Below are 24,516 nucleotides of genomic sequence, written 5' to 3'. Positions count from 1 at the left end.
TGAGAATTATTATCATTAATATTTAGGAATGAAGTTATGGAAAGCCCTGCTTGTTCATCTATCAAGCTTTCAAGCCTTTGCCTTGCAGTGGGAATGGCGCTATCAAACCCTGTTTTAGCTCAAGATACCGAGTCACATTTTGAAGAAGTCGTTGTATGGGGAACAAAAGTTTCTAGCAATACTGAGTCGATGTTTGCGGACGACATGTCACTGAAGCAAGCGGATCATATGTCTGATTTACTGCGCGATATTCCCGGTGTGGATGTTGGTGGAACACACTCTGTGAATCAACGTATTACCATTCGTGGTTTGAGCGAAACCGATTTGGACATTCGTCTTGATGGTGCTTCTCAGCATGCGAGCATGTTCCATCACATTGGGAACTTAACGCTAAACCCTGACATTCTCAAATCTGCCGATATCCAGGTAGGTAATAACTCTGTGACTCAACATGGCTTAGGCGGCTCGGTTTATTTTGAAACGAAAGACGCTCGCGATTTACTTCGTTACGATGAAACGTTTGGCGCTCGTGTTTATGGCGGTTATGCATCCAACGACAACCAACAAGGCTCGTTGACACTGTACGGGCTTTTGTCCGAAAACATTGATGCGATGGTTTATGGCCATTACGTTACGCGCGATGACTTTGAAGATGGTGACGGCAACAAAACCTATGGCGCTGCGGGTGATGTTTACAACATTCTGGCTAAGTTGGGGTATGAACTAAACGACATCCATCGTTTTGAGCTCTCTTATGACATGTACCGAGACAGTGGTGATTACAGTCCGCGTCCTGATATGTCGGGTAGTGCGAACAATGGCTTGTCGAGCACGTTACTTATTCCTACGGATTATGACCGAGATACCGTTACCTTGAGTTACGAGCTGCGAGGCGAACAACATCAAGGTAACGTCACACTTTATAATACCGAGACGGAAATTAAACGGGATGAGAGCGTTATGGCTCCTCGCTGGCCTTCGAACCGTTTATCGAAGAACACCGCTAAAAACCAAAACTTTGGTTTGAATGGTAAGTTCCAGTCGGATGTTATGTTAGGTGAGTTTGATAATCGAATCACCTATGGTTTCGACTACATGGATAAGACATCTTCAAGTTACTACGGTAGTCGTAAGTTCATGGATGAATCGGCCATTTCAACCGCATTGTTTGTAGAAGACCAGTTCTTCTTCTCTGATGCTTTCTTTGTTACCGCAGGTATGCGTTTTGATGATTACAAACGTGAAGCTGAAACGGGGACGAGTAACTATGATGATGTGACCTGGGCCCTAGCAGCAGAATGGGCAGTCACCCAGGATTGGACGCTGTTTGCGAGCGCACGCTCTCTATTCAAAGGCCCTGAGCTGATGGAAACCTTTATTGCCTACCAAGACGTTGCATTTTTAGAGGATGGACTAAAGCCTGAAACGGGATTGAACACGCAGGGTGGTGTCCGTTTTGATAAAACCTTTGATAAGCATTTCTTTGGAGCGAATATTACGGCATTCCAAACGGAAATTGATGATTACATTGCAGACCAGTACCAAAACGCGACTCAAACTTACCTGATTTACAACTTAGGTGATGTTGAGATTAAAGGCTTTGAGGCAAGTGCTTCTTATGGCTACGACAAGTTTAACAGCAAACTTTCTTACTCTAAGTCGGACACCAAAAACAAGAATACTGGTGGCCCTGTTGCTGGGGGTAATGGGCGTAGCATTGATATGGGTGATAGTATTGCTCTAACTTTGGATTACCAGTCAGACGCTTTAGAAACGATCTTCGGGTGGAACTCAATGTTTGTTCTAGAGGAAGACAACGTCTTTGATGGTCAGCCAAAGAAAGCAAGTTATGATGTACATAATCTATATGCTCAATGGGTGCCGTCTGATATTGATGGACTGTCGGTGACCTTTGGTATTGATAATGTATTTGACGAGTTGTACAGCTCTCATGCGTCTCGTTCGGGTACTGCACGTGGCTTCACGCTTGATGACTACGAGCCGGGTCGCAACTTCAAACTTTCTGCTGCTTATCAATTCTAATAGGGCTCCCGAGAGGGGGCGCTTCAAAACACGAGTAAATTCATGATTAAAGAAAGCACCCGAATAGATAGCGAACACGCTGACAAATACTTAGTGACGCTTTGTCGGCATTTTGGACGAAAGGTTCCTGCTACTTGGAATGAAAACAGCGGTTTGGTGACATTTCCGACGGGAAAAGCGGAGTTTGCTCTTTGCGAGTCTAGCTTGACCATTATTTGTGAGGCGGATTCCGAAGAGAAACTGGGCAAAGTGAAGGCGATCATCTCATCGCATGTAGACATGTTCTCTCGTAGAGAAACATTAGCACTTAACTGGGTTCGCTAGAGCTATTGATGAATGTGCAGAAAATGAGAGCGCATTAAAAGCAAAAAGCCCGCGATCTTATCATTCGCGGGCTTTTATTGTTCGAATGCTATTGCTTTTTAGGCTCTAGATTCTAGGCTTTTTTTTTCCTGTTGCATTTTTGCTAGGAAGTAGATATTAACGCAAGCAATAAAGCCGTTAGTTAATACTACAGGCCAAGAATCAATCATTAGTCCGTAAGCAGTAAATAGCGCACAACCAATAAAGTTAAGGATACGAAGCTTAACAATATCTTTCATAGTTAGCGAAATTGCGACCATGATTGAAGCTGCATAACCTAAAATCTCAACCATATTCATGTCCATTTTTTGACCCTCTTAAAATCTGCCGAATTTTGTCGGTACCAATTCTTCTCATCTTGAGATTAATGAGGAAGCTCCATGCCTCGAATGGTCTTTTTTTGTTGTATGGACGCACTATATCAATGGAAAAACCGTGATAAAAGCCTCAAATCAAGGTTAAGAGAAGGTTAGCGATTACGCAAACGTTTAGGAAGGGAATTACTGATAATTTTACTTATTGTGTTGATTGATAATAACGATGGTATTAATAGCTCTCACATCATTGAAAGTGGGGGAATATTTACATATGATTGAAAATGATAATTATTTTCAAGTGTGATGTTTATGTATTTTCTTATTAGCTTGCTCGTATTTTTTTTACTGTATATCAGGACAAAGCCGAATTCGTGGTGCTCGGGAATTCATATTGTGAGCCACATTTTCATGGTTATATTTTGTCCAACGATTTATGTCATTCAATATTTAATCGTCACGTTTTTCTCGTCACCAATATTGATTAAGTTGTCATCACGTTCAGGTGTATACAACATTCTTATTGCTTTTCTTCCATTATTGATTGCAACCGGTAGTTTGGCGTTTAGCTGAGCGTTTTCATCTATCTTCTTTTTTAAAACGACTACACTTATACGGAATAAGATATCAATTTCATATAATTAATCGATATTGCGGTGTTAGGACATGTGTCACATTTCTGTGACTACTAGTAAGTTTTACTTACTTTGCTCATTAGTGCGCCATTTATCGATTGTTTAATGAGTTGATACTTAGTCTAATCGTCTAAAGGTGTGCAGTATGCCGCACTAAATCATTTAAAAACTATCTAAAAAGGTTAATGGGAAACGTAGGCCATTAGCGGAGGTCAGATGAGTACGCAAACCGTGCCGCAGAACGCGATTGTAAATGCTGTCAAAGGTGAAGTCTTGGTTTTAGGTCTGGATGGAAAAGTCAGGTCTATAAAAGCGGGGGATGAGTTAATATCTGGCGAAGTGATCATTACTGAAAATAACGCTTCTCTTGATGTACAGATACATAATGAGCTGTATCTGGTTGATGCTAATTGTGTCGCGTGCCTTCCAGAACCTTCTTTTGAACAACCAGAAACCTTGCTGCAATCTCCAGTGAATGGCCAGGTTACTTTCGATCCAACATCTATCGAAGGTGCTAACTTTGACGCTAATGATGTCGCAGCTATCCAACAGGCCATTTTAGATGGTGCTGACCCGACTGCTATTTTGGAAGCAACGGCTGCTGGTGCTGGCGCTGAAGGCTCAGCCAATGCTGGCTACGTGACGGTTGAATATAATAACCCGGAAGTACTCGCGTCTACTTTTTTTGAAACGTCTGCAACTCGCAGCGGAGAAGATGATCGCGACGAAGATGACGGTTTGAATGTCACGATTTTTTCTGATGGTGGGCAGTCACTGCAATCTAGCGTAACAGAAGGCTCAATTTCTCTATCAAGCTACCCGCAAACCATTTCTTCTAGTGTGCTGATTGAAGCAGGGGATCTCGCACTTGATACCGCTTCATTTGTACCTGAAACGTCCTCATTAGAGTCTCTGTTAACCGAGCTAAATAGTGATATTACCTCTGCTGGTCAGCCAGTGGCGTTCGTTTATGACGAAGCGCAAAATGCCATTATCGGCACTCAAGAAGGTAACGAAGTGCTTCGTATAGAGATCGAAGCGACATCTTTAGGCCGTAATTTAGAGTTAGAGGTCGTTACCACGATTAGCCAGGGCATTGACCATGTGGCGTCCATCGCTGATGGCCAAGTATCTATCGTCGGTGATCAAATCAATATTGCTTTTGACATTACAGGCGCAGATATTGGTGGTAACAGTATTCAAGCACCTATCGATTTCACGACAACCGTTATTGATGGCGATGATCCGGCGCCGCAAAACGTTACATTCGAAAACGTTGAATCTTCTTCTACTCCGATTACTGGCACCTTTGTTGATATTGGTAGTGATCAATTGGCAACGGTCACATTTAATCAAGAAGGACTTAGTCAATTTGATGGCCTATTGAGTGATAATCAGGCAACAGAGGCGGTACTCTCTGAAGACGGCAGCACTATCACCTTGTCCATTGCTGGCTCGAATGAAACCGTCTTAACCATCAGTCTGAATACTGATGGTACCTACCAATTTGAGCAATTTAAGCCGTTAGAACAAACAAACGGTGAAGATACGATTGAGCTCTCTTTGCCAACCACAATCGTTGATTTCGACCAAGATACGGCAAGTAACACCTTTACGATGACCATCCTTGATGGTGATAATCCAGTGATTGAAAACGTGACGGGATTGTCTTTAGACGAGGCGGGTGTTGACCAAGGTTCACAGGAAGGCGCGGTAGTAACAAGTGGCTCTGGGTCGATCACGACATCGGTCGGTAGTGATATCATTGACCACTATGAGTTGGAACCTACAGAGTTTAACGTTGGTGGAGAACTCCAATCTCAAGGGCAGGTTGTTCAACTGGAACTCGCGTCCGAGAGTAACGGCGTGCGCACTTACGAAGGCTTCATCGAACTGGATGGCGTGCGTATTACCGTATTTGATGTGGCGATCGATGCCCCTGCATTGGGCGAATATCAATTCAACTTGTATGAACAACTCGACCATACGGGTGCTAATGATGATGCGCTCACTTTCTCACTGCCAGTTTACGCGGTAGATGCGGATGGCGATCGCTCCTCTATTACCCAAGGTTCGAACACACCAGAAGCGGCGCAAATTGTCATTCAAGTTCAAGATGACGTTCCTACGATTGATGGCGTTGATGCGCTAGCCGTCGATGAAGACGATTTATCAAGCATCGGCTCCGATCAAAGCGATTCTGTGCTCGCGCAAGGCAGTTTCACGACAACTCAGGGCTCAGACCGAGTTGTAAGTTATCAATTAGAGAGCGGAACTGATCCACTCAATGGGTTGGAATCACAGGGTCGATCTATCTCTCTGACGGAAACAGCCAACTCAGATGGCAGCTTTACCTATTCTGCAACGGCAGAAGGGGACGCTATCTTCACCTTACAAGTGAACCCTGATGGTTCTTATTCATTTATCCTTGAAGGTCCAATCGATCATGCTGTGGGTAGCGATAGCCTAACCTTGGATTTCACGATTGTTGCAACGGACTTTGACGGTGACACCAGTTCACTTGTTCTACCGGTAACCATTACTGATGATGTGCCAACCATTAACGACGTTGTTGCTCTTGCCGTCGATGAAGATGACTTAAGTTCGGTAGGCTCTGACCAATCACAGCCAACGCTGGTTGAAGGCCAGTTCACGACAACTCAGGGCTCTGATGGCGTTGTACAGTATCAGCTGGATGTAAACGCTGATCCTTTAAATGGCCTGCAATCTCAAGGGCAAACCGTCTCCATTGCCGAAACGCAAAATGCAGACGGCAGTTACACCTACAGCGCAACGGCAAATGGCAGTGCAGTTTTCACATTAATTTTGAATACTGATGGCTCGTACAGTTTTGAGCTGCAAGGTCCAATCGACCATGCGGCAAATAGCGACAGCTTAACCCTTGATTTTAGCGTTATTGCTACCGATTTCGATGGTGACACAAGCCAAATCGTACTGCCTGTTACCATCGTGGATGATAAACCGACCATTACCGATGTCGGTGCGATTACCGTTGATGAAGATGACTTAGGCACGATTGGTTCGGATCAAACTGACCCGATTTCAATCGATGGCAACTTCACCACCACACAAGGTTCTGACCGAGTAGTGAGCTATCAGCTTGACGCGTCTGCAACACCAGTTGACGGCCTTACATCGCAAGGCGTGGCAGTCACGCTGACTGAAACCGCAAACGGTGATGGCAGCTTTACTTATAAAGCAACAGCGGGTAGTGAAGCGGTCTTTACGCTTACAGTGAATACCGATGGCTCTTATAACTTCACGCTTGAAGGGCCAATTGATCATGCTGTTGATAGCGATGAGTTAACACTCAACTTCCCAATCATCGCAACAGACTTTGATGGTGACACCACAAACGCGACTATCCCTGTCACCATCGTGGACGATAAGCCAGTTATTACTGATGTGGATGCAATTACGGTTGATGAAGATGATCTAGCATCAATCGGTTCAGACCAAAGTAATCCAATTTCTATTGATGGCAACTTTACTACCACACAAGGCTCTGACCGAGTGGTGAGTTACCAACTTGATGCTTCTGCAACACCGGTTGACGGTTTAACGTCGCAAGGCGTGGCTGTCACACTGACAGAAATCGCAAATGGTGATGGTAGTTTCACTTATGAAGCGACAGCGGGTGGCAACCCAGTATTTACTCTGACAGTAGATACTGATGGCTCATATAACTTCACGTTAGAAGGACCAATTGATCACGCGGTTGATAGTGACGAGCAGACACTAAACTTCCCAATTATCGCGACAGACTTTGATGGCGACACAGTAACTGAAATCATTCCAGTCACGATAGTTGATGATGTACCGACTATTACAGCCGTTGGTGCGCTGAATGTTGATGAGGATGACCTTAACGTTGTAGGTTCCGACCCAGGCGGCGATCTGTTTGTTGAAGGCGCATTTACCACCACTCAAGGTTCTGACCGAGTGGTGAGCTATCAATTGGATTCAACAGCCGATCCTGTTGCGGGCCTGACGTCTCAAGGTGAGGCGATTACCTTGGTGGAAACCGCGAATGGTGATGGCAGCTTTACCTATGTCGCGACCGCAGATGGTAACCCTATTTTTACCCTAAACGTCGCAACGGATGGTACGTACGACTTTACGCTTCAAGGACCAATCGACCATGCGGCCAACAGCGACAGCCTAACCATTGATTTCCCGATTATTGCCACCGATTTTGATGGTGATACGGCCACGGCAACTATTCCAGTCACGATCACGGATGATGCACCAGTCATCGATAACGTCGTGCCGCTGGCTGTGGATGAAGATGATCTCTCAGGTATTGGCTCAGACCAAAGCGACGCTGTTTATGTAGAAGGTGCTTTCACGACCACTCAAGGGTCAGACCGTGTGGTGAGCTACCAACTTGACTCAACGGCTGATCCTGTTTTGGGGTTAACTTCGCAAGGTGAGCCTGTTACCTTGGTAGAGACTGCGAATGCCGATGGCAGCTTTACTTACGTTGCTACCGCGGATGGTAACCCTGTCTTCACCATGAATGTGAATGCAGACGGTACATACAACTTCCGTCTGGAAGGGCCGGTCGACCATGCGTTAAACAGCGATGAGTTAGTACTGAACTTCCCAATCATTGCGACGGATTTTGATGGTGCTACGACGACCGCGACCATTCCAGTCACCATTACTGATGACGTTCCAAGCATTGACAACGTTGTTCCACTGACAGTAGACGAAGATGATCTCGCCACAATAGGCTCAGACCAAAACGATGATGCGTTTATGTCTGGTTCGTTTAGTACGACAGAAGGCTCGGACAGCGTTGTTAAATACCAGCTTGATGCAACGGCAAATCCAGTTGCTGGATTGACCTCTCATGGTGAACCTGTCGTGCTTGCTGAGACGGCAAACGGTGATGGTAGCTTTACTTACACTGCCACAGCAGATGGCAATGCCGTATTTGAGTTAGTGCTGAAGCCAGATGGCAGCTACACCTTTACTCTGCAAGGTCCACTAGACCATGCGATGAATAGCGACAGCCTACAAATCGATTTCCCGATTATCGCAACAGACTTTGATGGCGACACTTCAACTAAAATACTGCCTGTCACTATTGTTGATGATCAGCCAAGCATCACTAATGTTGATGCGATCAGCGTGGATGAAGATGACCTGGCTACGATTGGCTCTGATCAAAACGAGTCCGTGTCGATTGATGGTCACTTTGTCACGATGGGTTCTGATCATGTTGTGAGTTATCAGTTAGATGCATCCTCTAACCCTGTTGATGGCTTAACCTCACACGGGGTATTGGTGACAATGACGGAAAGCGCGAATGCGGATGGCAGTTTCACCTATATCGCTACCGCAGGATCAGAAGCCGTATTTACCTTGACGGTGAACAGCGACGGCAGTTACAACTTCACGCTTGAAGGTCCAATTGACCATGCAACAGGTAGTGATGAGCTCACGCTGAACTTCCCAATCATCGCGACAGATTTTGATGGTGATACCACCACAGAAACGATCCCAGTCACCATCGTGGATGATAAACCGACCATTACCGATGTTGATGCGATTACCGTTGATGAAGATGACTTAGGCACGATTGGCTCAGACCAAACTGACCCGATTTCAATCGATGGCAACTTTACCACCACACAAGGCTCGGACCGAGTGGTGAGTTATCAGCTTGACGCCTCTGCAACACCAGTTGATGGCCTTACATCACAAGGCGTGGCGGTCACGCTGACTGAAACCGCAAATGGCGACGGCAGCTTTACCTATAAAGCAACGGCAGGCACAGAAGCAGTCTTTACGCTGACGGTGAATACTGATGGTAGTTACAACTTCACGCTTGAAGGGCCAATCGACCATGCTGTTGATAGCGACGAGTTAACACTCAACTTCCCAATTATTGCGACAGACTTTGATGGCGACACCTTTGCTGAGACAATTCCTGTCAAGATCGTTGATGACAAGCCGACACTTGGTGGCATCGAAGCAACCAGTGTGCAAACGGTTGACGAGGACGATATCCCAACAGTCGGATCTGATGGTACGCAGTCGAACAGCATTGCCGGTAACTTCATCGCGACTGATGGCTCTGATGGCATTGTAGAGTATGGTGTTTCTGACCTAACGACGCCAGTACAAGGCCTGACCTCTGGTGGTCAATCACTGGTTATGGTTGAAGTATCAAACGCAGGTGGCGTTTCAGTTTACGAAGCACGTATTGATGGCACGACGACACCAGTATTCCGAGTGACCCTCGATGCCTCTGATGATAGTTACACGTTCGACTTGCTTGCTCCTCTCGATCATCCAAATGCTGATGGCCAAAATGAACTGGTCATCAATTTACCGATAAACGCGACTGACTTTGATGGAGACGTGTCGAACAACATCACCTTACCAATTACGGTTATGGATGATGTTCCGACCATTGATGGTTTACTAGCAGGCAGCGAACAAACCGTTGATGAAGATGACCTACCAGCAGGTACTGATGCTGCAAGTGCAGAAGATACTGTTATTTCAGGTACTTTTGATATCACCGAAGGTGCTGACCAAGTTGCTTCTATTCAGCTTAGTGACCTGACCACGCCTGTTGCGTCACTGACTTCAGATGGTGAAGCTATCACCTTAGTTCTGTCTTCTAGCGCAAACGGTGTGAACGTATACCAAGGTGTTGCTGGCAATCCTGCTGAAGTGGTTTTCGAACTGACGTTGGATGCAACGAACAACACCTACGAGTTCGATTTACAGAAGCCGCTTGATCATCCAGATGGTAATCAGCAAAACGAGATTGTTATTAATCTCCCTGTGACGGCGACAGATAATGATGGTGATACTTCACCAGTCTTCACATTGCCAATTACCGTTGTGGACGATGTTCCAGTTGTTACCAATATTGAAAGTCTACGTGTAGACGAAGATGACTTACCTCTTGGTTCTGATGGCACTAAAGAGCCATTAACGGTATCGGGTGAATTTGAAGTAACCAGCGCAGATGGTATTGATGCTTTCGAATTGGATCTGAGCTCAAATCCTATCCCGAATCTGAAATCGGGTGGGGAAGACGTCACGCTTTCTCAAGACGTTAGTGCTTCAACTGCTGACGCGCTTGTTTACGTGGGACAAACTCCGAGCGGAGTGACTGTTTTTACGCTGACACTTCATCAAGATGGTAAATACGACTTTGAGTTATCTGGTCAGTTAGATCACGCGGTTAACTCTGATGAGATTTTGTTGAATCTACCTGTGAAGATTACAGATGGCGACAACGATACCATCACTGCGACCTTGCCAGTGACGATCGTAGATGACAAACCAACCATTGATGCTATTAGCTCTGGTAGTACCTTGTCTGTGGATGAGGATGATATTCCAAGCCAAGGGTCGGACGACACGCCAGAATCCAATATCATTGGTGGCAACTTTGACGTTACCGATGGTGCCGATTCTATCGTTAGCTTCCAGTTGGATAGCTTAACATCGCCTGTTTCTAGCCTTACCTCAGGTGGTGAACAGCTTGAGTTAGTTGAGTTTTCAAATTCAAATGGTGTGATTGAGTACAGAGCTTATGTACAAGGTACGACGGATACCGTCTTTAAACTGACGCTAAATGGCTCAGCAGACAGCTATGAATTTGAACTGTTGGGTGCGCTTGATCATCCTGCGGGTAACGATGAAAACTCGCTAGTCATCAACTTCCCAGTCAACGCGACCGATTTTGACGGTGATGTATCAAACAACATCACTTTGCCAATCACAGTGGTGGACGATGTTCCAGCGATTGTGAAATTGACAGACTCTAGCCAGCAAACGGTAGATGAAGATGATCTTGCTGGTGGCTCAGACACGACAAGTGGCGATTCAACGGTATTAACTGGTGGATTTGAAGTCGTTGATGGTGCGGATGAGATTGTCAGCTACCAAGTTTCTGACCTCAATGCGGTTGTGTCTGGCTTAACTTCAAACGGCAGCAGCATAGAGTTGAATTTGGTGAGCTCGGTTGGTGGTGTAACCAGTTACGAAGCGGTGATTACTGGTACATCAACTAAGATCTTCACGTTGTCTCTTGATGCGAATAACGACAGTTACCAATTTGAACTGTTGGGACCAATCGACCATGACGCCGTTCAAGGTGAAAACAACCTTGTCATTGATATCCCAATTACAGTCACAGATTTTGATGGTGACACGTCATCTTCACTGAATCTTCCAATTACAGTGGTTGATGACATTCCCGAAATTAAATCAGCAGATGCTTTGGCTGTTGATGAGGACGACCTCACCAATGGCTCTCAGGCAACCAACAAAGACAGCCTTGAAGCAACGGGTAATTTCGATACGGTGGAAGGGGCAGATACCGTTGTCTCTTACCAGTTGGATCTTACTTCTAACCCGATCCCGGGAGTCACTTCAGGTGGTCTTGCGGTGACGTTAGTTCAAACCGCGGTAAGCAACAACAACTTTACTTATCAAGGTCAAACACCTGATGGTAACTCAGTGTTCACGCTAGTTTTGAACGCTGACGGCTCTTACAAGTTTACACTCGAGGGGGCGCTAGACCACTCAACCCAAGGCGAAGATACACTCATACTTGATCTCCCAGTCTTCGCGACCGATGTCGATGGCGATACGGCCGGTATTAACTTACCAGTGACGATTACCGATGATGTTCCAACCTTGTACGATGCATCTATTTCGCGTGTTGAGGGGCAAGGCAGTCGCACGGTTCATTTATTCCAAGACCCTGTAGAAGGTGATGACGATCTTGGTGCTGACGGCGCACAAATAACTTCATTTTCGGCTGATGATTCAGGCATTTACTTTAAGCAAAACGGTGTTGATTCCGATTCTGTCGATTTGAACGGCAGCGACCAAGTCGTATTTGTTCACAAGGTTCTTGACGGAGTGGATACTGAAATCGGTCGTTTGGTTGTTCGAACTGATGGCAGTGTGTCATTCCGTCCTAATGACGATCTTGACCATACCGAAACCGACTCGATTGATTTCACCATCAACGTTGTTGCAACCGATGGTGATGGCGACATTGCTGATGCCGATGTGGATATCTCGATAAGAGACCGTAATGCGCAAATTGACACGTCTACCGTTACTGCGTTCGAGGACCAAGGGCGTGATGGCGTCGTTGTGGGCGTTGACTCTGCAAATACTCAGGATAACTTGTCGACGCTGGATGTGACGCCGGCGAAAGTCGATTTGGTTATCGATTTGCATGATATCGATCGTAACGAAAGCTTAGGTGACATCACGATTCGAGATGCAAGCACGCACAACGGTACTTTCTATTACCGAGATGGCAGCGGTAACTTCATTGAACTGACACCAGTAGGCGATACGGTTGTTCTCGATGCGTCGAATGTCGAGCAATCATTTAGTGGCGAGCTTGTCTCGTTAGATAACTTGTACTTCGTACCAGATCGTCATACCTCGACCGATGCTTCTGGTATCGATCCTCGTATCCGTGTGGAAATTCTTAACAATGGTACGCCAGATCATACGATTAATGGTCGTTTAGACATTGAAGTTGCTGCCGTTGCAGATATTGCGACTTGGACGACGAGCAGCGAGTTTAACTATTCTGTCGATGAAGACGGAAACAACGTCGCACTTAATATCACGGCGGAAACTCAGGATACTAGTAATCCTGAAGATATAGTGTACGAGCTCGTCTTTACACAAGGGGAAGGTAACGCAGAGTTAGTATATTCGGATGGTAGTGCGATTCCACAAACTGGTGGTGTTTATCTCGTAGATGCCAGCCGAATTGGTGACGTTCAAATTGACCCAATCGATAATTTCTCGGGCGAAATCAAGATTGATGTAACCGCGATTACAACAGAAAACAATAATCCGTTATCAGGGAAGGAAACGGCACGTTCAGAGACAGAAACTATCATCATTGAGGTTAACCCAATCGCGGACCCAGGTAGTTTTACAGTCAACCGAATCAATGTCTTTGAGGATAACGCTCGAACTCAAGACACCGTCAATCCTGTCACGGATCATGATCCACTTCAGTTAAGTGAAGTGATTACCATGAAGCCGTCTGCGGATTTAGATGGTTCTGAAGCACTGTTTGTGCGTATTTCTGACTTCTCAATTGATGGCGTTACGTTAGTGTGGCTTGATTCAGCAAACCCAAGCCAAATAGTGGAAGTGACCGATTCAAGCGGCAATGTACTCTATTACGAAGTGCCAGAATCTGAGTTAGCCAACGTCGAAGTGCTTCCTCCGTTGCACAGCAATGATGACTTTACTTTCAACGTTGAAGGTATCGTAAAAGATACGGCATCGTTATCTAGTGGGGTTGCCAAAGATATGTTGTCACTAGGCAGCAAAACAGTGATCGTCGGTGTGAAAGGCGTAGCTGACATACCATTTATTGAGCTGAATGATAAATCAGGGATCTGGCATGAGTTTAATGACGGCAATGTGAGAGGTATTGAGACTAATATCGATGAGAATGGTCAAGTAGAGTTGGGCTTTAGTGTCATCTCTGGCGAGTTACCAGATAACCCGAATGATCACTCAGAGTCGGTTACGGTTCTGCTGTCCAATATTCCGGCAGGTGTCGAGGTATTTGATAGCGATGGTGCATCCGTCGATCTGACCTTTGTAGGCTATGACGCGCAAAATCAGCCAATCTATGAAGCCAATATCACCACGGCGAATATTAATTCTGGAATTGTTATTAAACCGGAAGCGTCATCGACGGAGAACATTCATATTACAGCGACGACGATCGTCACAGAGAATGATGGTCACAGTCGAACCTCATCGGGTGAGATCCGAATTATTGTCGCTCCTGTCATTGATGCGCAAGATAACTACACGGTTCAATCAGAAGGTGATGAAGATACACGCTTTAATATTGATTGGAAGCCAACGTTGGCTCAAAGCCCTGATACAGACGAGTTCTTTAGTGATGTGACGATTTCTGGATTTCCTCCAGGCAGCACGGTTTATGTCGATGGCGTAGCACAAACATTGGTTTCTGGAACATTAACACTTTCGCCACTAGCGAACGAGTCGGAGCAAGACTTTTCTGTTCGAATCTCTCAAAGCGGGTATGTCCAGGTGCAATTAGAGCAAGACTCTAGTACTGACTTTGATTTGAATACTACGGTGACGGTGAAAGAGATTGACCACGAATATGTCGATGCTTCTAATCCAGGGCAGGGAATTGCAGAAAAAACCATCAATGGCATGGTGCATGTCCAAGTCAATCCAATCGTTGAGCCAGAAAATACAACAGGATCGCTAGACGCCCAGACACGTTTGCTTGTTACTGAAAGCACTGGCGTTGTCACTGACATCGTGAAGTCAGACGGTCAAGGGAACATTGATTTTACGATCAATACTTCAACGGGTGGGGAGTCTGGTGCGAATATCATCAAATACCAAGAGTTTGACGCCTCTTCAGATGAAGTGGTGACTCAGCTTGTTGTTCAGTTCCACAATGTCGACCCTGAGATTCTCAATCAATTGGTCATTGTTGGTGCATTGAACGAAGGCGGCGGTCGATGGACAGTCATTGACGAAGAAAACTTCTCAATTAAAGCGCCTTCAGGTCTTGATTTAACGCCAAACGACGACAGCGATGATGGTGACAACGGCGGTCTATCTCAAATTGGGTTAACCATCTATGCCGAGGTCAACGATTTAGGTGAAGATGCCGTTGAAAAAGACGCAACAGTGGCAAGAGAAACTAACGTGACACTTGAGTTTCCGACGGTTCTCACGCCGCAAACAAGTGTTGCCGCTGAAATTCAGGTGGCTGATGACGTCCAAATTGAAGCATCGGAAGATAATGCGATCGACCTTGGCACTCAATTGACGTCGAAAGTCGATGCGATTAATGCGGATGGTGTGGAAGATGTTTTGACTGTTGTTATTGATCCATCCGCACCCGGTATTCCTCCAGGCTTGGTGATAACAGGCACTGATATCGATTTTGTCAATGGTAAATACGTTTTCCAAGCAGATATTGATGCTAGTGGCAATATCAAAGGTTTGGACGGTTTAACAATGCACTTGGCAGAAGATTACGCTGGTGATTTCGAATTGCCTGTGAGGTTTGTCACCAAAGACACAGAGTCTGGCGACGAAAAAGAAAACAACGTGCGAATTCCAGTTCAGGTTTTACCGATTGCAGATGTTCCGAGTTCGGCGGGTGATCAGCCATTAGATGGTGATGTTACACCAAATGTGACAGTGGATATCACAGGTACTCTCGGTTTAGACGCTAACAAACAACCAGTTAATGACCTAAATAACGATGTACCAACGGCGGATGGTGTGGGTTATGAAGATGGTTTAATCCAACTTAATCTAAATGTCGATTTTGCCGACCGTTATAACAATATCCAAGGTGGTCAGGAAACGCTAACGAATATCAAGTTAGAGCTCGATGACACAACACTGGGGGAGTTTGTTGACGCAAATGGCAATAGCTTAGGGACAAGTATTGAGTTTAATGAAGCAGAGATTTTAGCGGGTGCGCTTGATAATATTCTGTTTAAGCCGAAAGAAAATTATCCCGTAGGTGGGGGACAAAACACCGTCAAGATTAATATCGAAGGAGAGATCACGGACGAGGCTGTATTTGATCAGTCTATCCTAAATAACCCTGGCGATAATATCGACATAAGAACTTTTACTGATGACGTGACATTCGAAGTTACGCCAGTGGTGGACGATATTACGATTACAGGTGCCGATCCTACGCAGCCAATTACCGTGGTTGGTGACGAAGATACTTTAATTTCGTTGAATCAATCGGGCTCAGGGGTTTCGATCAGCTTAAACGATAATGATGGCTCTGAAAGTTTCGTTTCACTCAAGTTAACAGGGATCCCTGATGACTTTGTCGTGCAATCCAATTCCTCTGATTATGTTGTTAAGAACAACGGCGGAGGAGAATGGAGTATTCAGCTAAAAGACCTTACTCAGACATCCGTTGATTTGAGTGACATCCAAATCAAACCGCCGAAAAACTTCAGTGGTGAGGCAGAGATTGGCATTACCGTGTTCATCCAAGAAGAATTGTTACAAGTACCAACTGAGCGAACTAATAACTTTACGCTGGTTGTGAATCCTATTGGCGATGATGTTGATGTGAATCCTGATACTTCAGCTGCGGGGAATGAGGGAGAAGATATTGTTATCAACGTCAATGCGTTGGTGGTTGATAACAAAGAGTCCATCGGAGATGGCGCAACCTACCAGGAAAATGATCCAGAGATGCTGAGAGTTGAGATTTCAAATGTCCCTGATGGGGGGAGTGTTTCATTACCCGATGGAACGGTGTTTACTGACCAAGGAAATGGCGTCTTAGTATTAGAAATCGATGCTCAAGATTTGGATCAAGTGGTCTTTAATTCTGGTGATCGAAACGATAACTCATGGGTAGGGTCACTGCATTTCAAAGTGCAAGCCGTTGATACCGGGCTCGATGGTCGCCAAAATTTAGGTTCAGCCGAGGAGTTTGACGTAGCTGTTGATGTTGAAGCGGTGAATGATCGACCGGACTTCGTGAATGTCATTGACGTTGAAACACCAGAAGACAACGCTATCCTGCTGGATACATTTGGTATTTCGGATGTGGATGCGGTACTTGATGATCCTACCGCAGAGTATGTCTTGAATATTGCTGTCGATAGCGGTTACTTGGCGCTCAATCCATCGATTATTGCCACTTACGGATTGACGGTTTCTGGAGACGGCACTGGTTCAATTGAACTGAAAGGAACCGTATCTAACCTTAACGCCGCTATCGCTGATGGTTTAGTGGAGTTTAACCCAGCGCTTAACTTCTTTGGTAACGTCAATGTTGACATCTCTGTCGATGACCAAGGCAACGAAGGGATTGTGATTAGCGGTGTCGATGAAACACTCAATTCAAATAGCAGCCAATTTGTAATTGAAGTCACAGAGGTGAACGATGCGCCAACAACATCTGACGTGACGTTGACAAGTATTGATGAAGACAGCGGCGCTGTTATTGTTACCGCAGCGGACTTGCTGGTTAATGCGGTTGATATTGAGTCGGACAATTTAACCGTTAGCAATGTTACGCTTGTCGACCCTGCAGCAGGGACGCTTACTCAACTGAGCTCAACGGAGTGGAGCTTTGAACCTGCTCCTGATTTTTACGGGGATGTAAGCTTTAATTACGATATTACGGATGATGGCATGACCAATGGCGTCTCGGATCCGAAGACCGTCAGTGGCTCAGCCGTGATGACAGTGCAGGCGATTAACGATGCTCCGGAGGTTGATGGCTCAATGGTCACAAATACGATTGTGGAGTCATCGGATCAAAAAATCTCAGGTATCGAAATTACCGATGTTGATTTTGCAGGTGTTCATGAGAATGAAATCATGACGGTGTCACTCAGCATCGATGAGGGTGATATAAGTGTCCTTGTCCCGGCTGGGAGTGGCATTACTCAAGGCGTTGGTTTAGCAGGTGAAACTGTACTGATGGGGACTTTGTCTCAGCTTAATAGTCTTTTCGCTTCGACGGATCCGGATATCGGTGTATTTATTGATGCCAGTGACGTGAACAGCAATTCTATTGCGCTTACCGTTACCGCTGATGACAACGGTATCTTCTATGACAACTTAACGGGTACCTCACTACAAACATCAGAAACGTTTGATATTAACGTAACGCCGGTCGCTGACGTACCAAACTTGGCCATTGATCAGAACTTTAGTTACATTCAAAGAATTAGTGCGAGTCAAAGTGCAAGCCGTCAAGGCATCGCGCTGGTGGGTATTATGGCGGCGTTGACCGATGTCGATGAAGTACTGGCCTTAGAGCTCACTGGCGTGCCAAGAGGAGCCACTATCACGAGTGAAGCTACAACATCGAATATCAGCTTTGATGGTACAACATGGACTGTTCCAGAAGATGAAATTGATACGCTACATATCAATAATGCGATCCCGGGAGATTACGATATTACATTGACTGCGGTTTCTACTGCATCAAATGGTGACCAAGCGTATTCAACGCCATTAGATATTAATCTAAACGTTACGCTAAATAATCAAGATATTGATCAGTCTGCTGAAAGTGAAGACAGCTATCTTATTGGTAGTGATACAGGCATTACTTTAGCAGCAGGTACGGGAGATGATTATATCCTAGGAGGAGATGGAGATGACGTGCTTATTGGCGGACTAGGCTCTGATATTCTGACTGGTGGTGCGGGTAGCGATATCTTTAAATGGACAGAAGACACGGTGGATAATGGTGCGATTGACACCATCACTGACTTTAGCGTCAATGAGGACACCATTGACCTCAAAGACGTGATCGCTGATTTGAATGATCCAACGGCAGGTATTGATGATTTACTTGCGCACATTCAAGCCGATTACGACGCATCAACAGAAAATGTTTCTCTGAACATTACGACGGATGCAAATGTCCAGCAAACCATTGTTGTGGAAAACTTAGGTACATCGATAGACTTCAACGGTCTTAGCTCCAATGAGATTGTAGAGTCATTGCTGAATCACGGTGTTATTGATAACGGATAAATCTGGATTCAACATAAAACGGGCGGCTTTAACAAGGCGTCCGTTTTTATTGGGAGTTATTGATTTTTATCGAGACTTATTGAATCGAAATAGCACAACATTAGATAGCAAAAGAGGGCTTGTTACGGATTTGTAGTGACAGGTCGGAACTAAGAAGTTTTAGACGTGAATATCGAGTAAGCTGCCAATGACTTCATTGTTTTTCTCAATGACGGACGCACCCACTCGGTTGTAACCTGCAGCTTGCGTAAGGTTGATGAGTGATTCAACTTTTTGAGAAGGGAGGTTAGGAGTTGAAGCGGTTATTGCGACATCTGCCACTTTAGCCAAATCGATGTTGTGAGAAGCGATCTCTTCTTTCACTTTACCTAAATTATCATTAATACCATGCGCGGCTTTTTCAGCCATCTGCTGTGACATCTGAAGAATTTGGTGCCCAGATTGAATTCCTGATACAGGCATATCACCACTCCCAATACTATGCTAATGAGAGCATAGGTGGAGTTTATAAAACGTTCAAGTGTTTTATATCAATGATTTGATTAAGCAAACAGTTTAGAAAGCATTTCTCTTTCTTCAACAGAAAGTACTGGGTTTTGTGTTTTGTTTAACTTTACGCTTATCTCACCCTGTAATGATTTCAACTGACTCGCCGTTAAATCACTGAGCTTTTGTTTAAGTTCATTAAATTGTTGTGCGTTCATCTCAATACCCTCGTTGTAATTCGGTTTATCCTTCATTTCCCGAAATTCTTCGTCCTTTGGATACAACATATTTATTCAACCTAGATAGATTAGAATTTGATCGATTGCTTTTTGTCCGAACATTGTCAAGGTGTGTTAAGTGATACGTCAGATTTTTCCTATGAAGGTACATAATTACCCACTTTGGGGTAGATAGAAAAGTAGAAAGAAAAAAGGAAGCGACAATCCGCTTCCCTTTTCTATCCGTGTGTTACTAGTTAACCCTCACTGCAAACTTACTGGCGAGTGAATGTAGCTCTGGGAGCATGCGATAGATAAGGTGAAGTTGCTGCAATACCATGCGAGCGGAACTATCATCTTCATCTCGCCACTCATTTAAGCGTTGCTCAAGTCCCGCATCGTCAATATTAGATAAATCGCACTCTTCGCAATGCTGGTGAAGCTGTTTATGGAGAACGTCTAAATGCTGATGAATACAGCGGTGTGCATCTAAAACGAGCTTATGAATAGACTCATCTTCAATGCGAGTTCGGTGCGCGCCAAGAGCAGAAATATAGTTCAGCATTGCGTGATTTAACGTTAAGAAGCGGAAGCTCTCATCAACGGCAGCACGATATTTACCAGGTTCCGCAAGCATTGTACTGATGGCAGAAGAAAGTGAGGCATCACTGTTATGGGCTTGACGACGAGCAATGCGATAGCTCAAGTTGTCCTTTTTACCAATTCGATACTGACCAATGATCTGATCGAGATACTGTTTGTTAGCATCTATCGCATCCGACATGACTTTGTGCAGCCTTCTCGATTGCCAATCTGGCAAAATAACCAGCACGGCTCCTACAGCAAGCACACACCCGATGAGGGTATCAGCTAGTCGAGGAAGCACAACCGCGTAACCTTCTCCTAACTGGTTGAATAAGAAGAGGACCAGTAGTGTGATAAAACCGGTTGCGTATCCGTAATTGTTCATCCGAAAGGCGAAAAACATCACGCCAGAAATAACGATGAATACTAACTGGCTTTCTTGAGAAGGGAAGAAAGTCAGTAATGGTACGCCAATTAACAAACCAGCTAATGTGCCTATGACTCGCGCTGTCAGTTTTTGACGTGTTGCGCTGTAGTTCGGCTGACACACGAAGAGAGTGGTTAAGAGTATCCAGTAACCTCGGTCGATGTTGAATACTTGAATGATTCCATAACCAATCGTCAAGGCAATCGACATACGCAATGCGTGTCGAAACAGCATCGAATCTTTGTGTAAATTCGCGGATATACGCTGCCACATGGCTTTTAATGTGTGCGGGTTAGTATCGGCGAGGGTATCTTCCTCTAGGCCCTCAACATCTGGGTTGTTAATGTTATTCAGTTGCTTTTCTACCGTCGCTAAGTTATTGAATAAATATGTTAACTGCATTAGCAGACGTTTCCAGTGTCCTTGCTTTTGTTCTTCTAAGTAAGCAAGTGAATTTTGCACTTCAGCTAAGGCCAAGATGGACTGATCGGTATGTGAGTATTCATTCCCTAGCTGAATCGCTAATGCAATATCACGACACGCTTGGGCTTGAGATTCCAAAAGATATTTAAAACGAAACAGCACATCAGAACGTTCAAATTCAGTTGCTAAATCTTGATAGCGGTAATGGCTAGAGCTGACTCGTTCGTGGATGTCTTGAGCGATGAAGTAGATATTTAAGAATCGGTCACTAGGGCCATCAATGTGGCCGCGTTTCGAGCGGTTTAGTAATGTGGCTTTGCAAGCGTTTAGCGCCATCACCGTCGCTGCGTTGCACTTGGCGGCTTCAATCCGAAGTGGCTGTGGCGTTAGGTTGGTGACAGGGTGAAAGAGCTTGGCTTTCGCATCGAGATAATTTGCCATTTGGAAGAACACATTGGCTAAGCTTTGTTGCACAGGCTGAAGAGGCCAAAATATCTGCCAAATCATCGACATGAAGTAATACCAAGCAGCACCAGTTAAAAGCAGTAGTGGCTGAAACCAAATGTTAGTACTTTCATGCGCACCAAGCATGGTGTAAATGGCGATCAGCAAAGAGCCAAAAGCAATGCTCGCGTATTTAGGACCTATCGCTCCAAGAATGATAAAACCAAAGGTTGAGATAAATAACCCTAATGCAAATGCCCAAGGGGTGTCGAACAAGATTTCAATTGAGAAAGCGGCGAGCGCAAAACAGAGAAAGGTCAGAATCAGCGCCTTGATGCGCCCAGTGAAGCTGTCATCACTCTCTGCCAAAGCAGCAGCAATAACGCCCAATATTAGAGGCGTGATCAGCGTGTTTTGCTCGAAGTACCAAGTCGGGATAACCACACCCAGTAAGGTGATTAGGATAAGAACGCTGTAATTTATGGTCTTGTTTGCCCAGTAGAGCCGAAATTTAGAAGTTGCTTGCACAATGCGCCTTATGTTTCCGATGAAGAACGGGGGAATACTACCAAACCCACTATAGCGCGTTTATGATTTACTTTAAGAAAAATTCGTTGTTGCTGATAAAATCAACAGGGATGTCATTGACTTATACTAAAGCAGCCACGCAATGTGTCTATAATTGTAAAGTCAGCTTCAAATAGAATGAGCTTTAGGTTACTAAATCGACAGTAATGTGAATTTTATTAAAGAATAAAAGAAGATGCTTACTTAGGTGCTCGCCATTGCTACAATTTGGCGCCTTAAAATGATATAAATCGACAACTTCTAAATTAAAAGGCGCACGTTTCATGCAGCTCACTGCCACTAGCAAAGCACAGTTTTTTATTCAAAATGAGTACCATCACGTCGAAATAAAAGAGAACAGTGTTTTATTAAGCTCAATAGGCAGTGAAGAACATATTCCTTTTACGATCTGGAATGGCAAAGTTAGCGTAAAGCGTGGGTTGTTATGGAGCTCTTTGCAGTTTTTTGCTCATGAGCACGAAGGCAAACAACAAAGCTGGCTAGTACAAGGGCTACCGTGGCCACAATGCCGTAAGTTTGCTCTTGAAGCTGTTCGTCAGTATCAAGAATGGCACAATACTCAGTGCCGAAAACTGGCTGAGTATCTACCTAAGTGGGAAGAAGAGCTCTACAAACTTAAGCATCTTCCTGCCTATCTATCGCACTCTCAAGTGGTCTCCTGGGTGGAAAGTCTTAACCAAGAGTTAAGCGAAATGAAAACCACTCTAGAAGAAGCCAAAATGCGGATGCCGAATCGCATGGCGGAAATAGAACCTTGGCTTATTGATACGTCTGCGACGCTTGGTGAGCGTAATCGTGATTGGCTTGAGGAAGAACGTCCGAATTGGGAAGTGCTGTTTAATCGCATAGAATCTTCGCCTTTAAACTTATCCCAGCAATATGCGGTGTTGCTCAACGATGATCACAACTTAGTCCTTGCTGGCGCAGGCTCTGGCAAAACCAGTGTTTTAACGGCTCGAGTTGCATACTTGCTGCAAAGCCACCAGGCTCAAGCAGAAGAGTTGCTTATGCTGGCTTTCGGTCGTGATGCCGCGACTGAAATGAAAGAGCGTTTAGTGGATAAAGTAGGCATGGCCGCAGACGGTGTGCGTGTGAATACGTTCCATCAACTAGGCTTATATATACTTAATCAAGTTGAGCAACAGCCTGTTGAGATCAGTCCGTTGGCGTTAGATGACAACCAGCGAACGGCATGGTGTGTAGATTGGCTGAAAAAGCATTGGATGACGCCTACTAACTTTAAACGTTGGCAAAAACATTTAGACAAATGGCCGATTGCCTATTTAAAAGGGGACGATGAGTTAGGAAGTCACTCAGAAAACCCAAAACTGATCGCGTGGCTAGACTCTCAGTTGTCTCACTTAGCTGCGGTAGGGCTAACCAAAAAGCAAGTGCAAGAAAAGTTGGTAAATCACCAAGACTATACTCGTTTAAACAGCGAACTCGCCTTGTGTTGGCCATGTTTTACGGCGTGGCAGAAAATGCTTAAAGAAAGCAATCAAGTGGATTTCCCTACCATGATCAGTCGTGCGACAGATTATGTAAATAAAGGGAAATTTGTCTCCCCATGGCGCTTCATTATGGTCGATGAGTACCAAGATATCTCTCCAGACCGTTTAGCGCTGATTGAAGCACTGTGTGAATCCACTCAGAAACAAGCGGGTGCGACGTTGTTTGCGGTTGGTGATGACTGGCAGGCCATCTATCAGTTTGCTGGTGCGGACGTCGATCTTATCACTGGGTTTAAAGAGCGCTTTGCTCACTCTACCGTTCATCATCTAGATACGACTTATCGTTTCAACAATCAGATTGGTGATGTGGCAAACACTTTTGTGCAGCAAAACCCATCGCAATTGCCGAAAACACTAAATAGCCACAAGCAACGTAAGCAGAAGAGTGTGCATACCGCACCGAGCAACCAAGTTGAAAAAATCTTGGATCAATTGAATCAACAAGCCAAGCAAACCAAGTCAGTCTTATTGTTAGGACGTAATCATTATCACAAGCCCGACTTGTATGACGATTGGTTGCGACGTTTTCCTAATCTCGATATTCGTTTTATGACTTGCCATGCGAGTAAAGGGCGAGAGGCTGATTTTGTCATTATCCTTTCTGTGGATGAGGGGCAGTTCCCTGCGAAGAAGAAGCAAATTCACATTGATGGTGCATTGACCGAGTCTAAAGACAAATTCCCTCACGCAGAAGAGCGCAGGCTGTTTTACGTGGCGATTACGCGTGCGAAAGAGAAAGTTTGGATTACGCACACTGGCGCTGGGTCCGCATTTGTTCAAGAGCTCGTCAATGGCGATTATCCGATCATCGCTTCGCGTTGAAGGCAGAGTTCTGAATTTTAGAAACACTAAAGGCGATACTCAGTATCGCCTTTACGTTATTCGGTTGGC

General features: G+C 45.0%; 8 protein-coding genes. 4 read left to right on the top strand and 4 right to left on the bottom strand.

Annotated features, from left to right (window positions below):
* Nucleotides 1–36: 36 nt before the first annotated feature.
* Both ACHFJ9_RS01945 and ACHFJ9_RS01940 read left to right on the top strand, forming a co-directional pair.
* Nucleotides 37–2,043, top strand: a complete 2,007-nt coding sequence (locus ACHFJ9_RS01945) for a TonB-dependent siderophore receptor (protein WP_395354988.1) — start codon at nt 37–39, stop codon at nt 2,041–2,043.
* A gap of 42 nt (nt 2,044–2,085) precedes the next feature.
* On the top strand, nt 2,086–2,367 hold the full coding sequence (locus tag ACHFJ9_RS01940; RefSeq protein ID WP_005397185.1) for a DUF2218 domain-containing protein: 282 nt from the start codon (nt 2,086–2,088) through the stop codon (nt 2,365–2,367).
* A 98-nt stretch (nt 2,368–2,465) separates the two neighbouring features.
* On the opposite strand, the gene ACHFJ9_RS01935 is transcribed toward ACHFJ9_RS01940, so the two are convergent.
* Nucleotides 2,466–2,711, bottom strand: coding sequence for a YgjV family protein (locus tag ACHFJ9_RS01935; RefSeq protein WP_005397186.1), 246 nt, complete (start codon nt 2,709–2,711; stop codon nt 2,466–2,468).
* Between the two features lie 860 nt (nt 2,712–3,571).
* Here ACHFJ9_RS01935 and ACHFJ9_RS01930 point away from each other — a divergent pair.
* Nucleotides 3,572–18,943, top strand: coding sequence for a retention module-containing protein (locus tag ACHFJ9_RS01930; RefSeq protein WP_395354985.1), 15,372 nt, complete (start codon nt 3,572–3,574; stop codon nt 18,941–18,943).
* Between the two features lie 159 nt (nt 18,944–19,102).
* Here the strand turns inward: ACHFJ9_RS01930 and ACHFJ9_RS01925 are convergent, their stop codons facing one another.
* The 3 genes from ACHFJ9_RS01925 to yccS all read right to left on the bottom strand — a co-directional run bounded on the left by ACHFJ9_RS01925 (nt 19,103) and on the right by yccS (nt 22,054).
* Complete coding sequence (locus ACHFJ9_RS01925) at nt 19,103–19,405, bottom strand: hypothetical protein (protein ID WP_366999961.1); 303 nt, start codon at nt 19,403–19,405, stop codon at nt 19,103–19,105.
* Between the two features lie 80 nt (nt 19,406–19,485).
* A complete protein-coding gene (locus ACHFJ9_RS01920; RefSeq protein WP_041853076.1) occupies nt 19,486–19,716 on the bottom strand; it encodes a hypothetical protein in 231 nt (76 codons plus the stop codon).
* Nucleotides 19,717–19,900: 184 nt separating this feature from the next.
* Nucleotides 19,901–22,054 (bottom strand): YccS family putative transporter, encoded by a 2,154-nt coding sequence (yccS, locus tag ACHFJ9_RS01915; RefSeq protein ID WP_005396670.1) that lies wholly within the window; start codon nt 22,052–22,054, stop codon nt 19,901–19,903.
* A gap of 323 nt (nt 22,055–22,377) precedes the next feature.
* Between yccS and helD the strand changes: the two genes are divergently transcribed.
* Entirely contained in the window at nt 22,378–24,447 is a 2,070-nt protein-coding gene (gene helD / locus ACHFJ9_RS01910; RefSeq protein WP_256936507.1) for a DNA helicase IV, read from the top strand.
* Nucleotides 24,448–24,516 lie beyond the last annotated feature (69 nt).

Origin of the sequence: Vibrio sp. D3 (genome assembly GCF_043995865.1) — a bacterium.
Taxonomy (GTDB): Bacteria; Pseudomonadota; Gammaproteobacteria; order Enterobacterales; family Vibrionaceae; genus Vibrio; species Vibrio diabolicus.
Note: the sequence above shows the minus strand (reverse complement) of the source record. Positions and strands in the feature narration are given on the sequence as shown.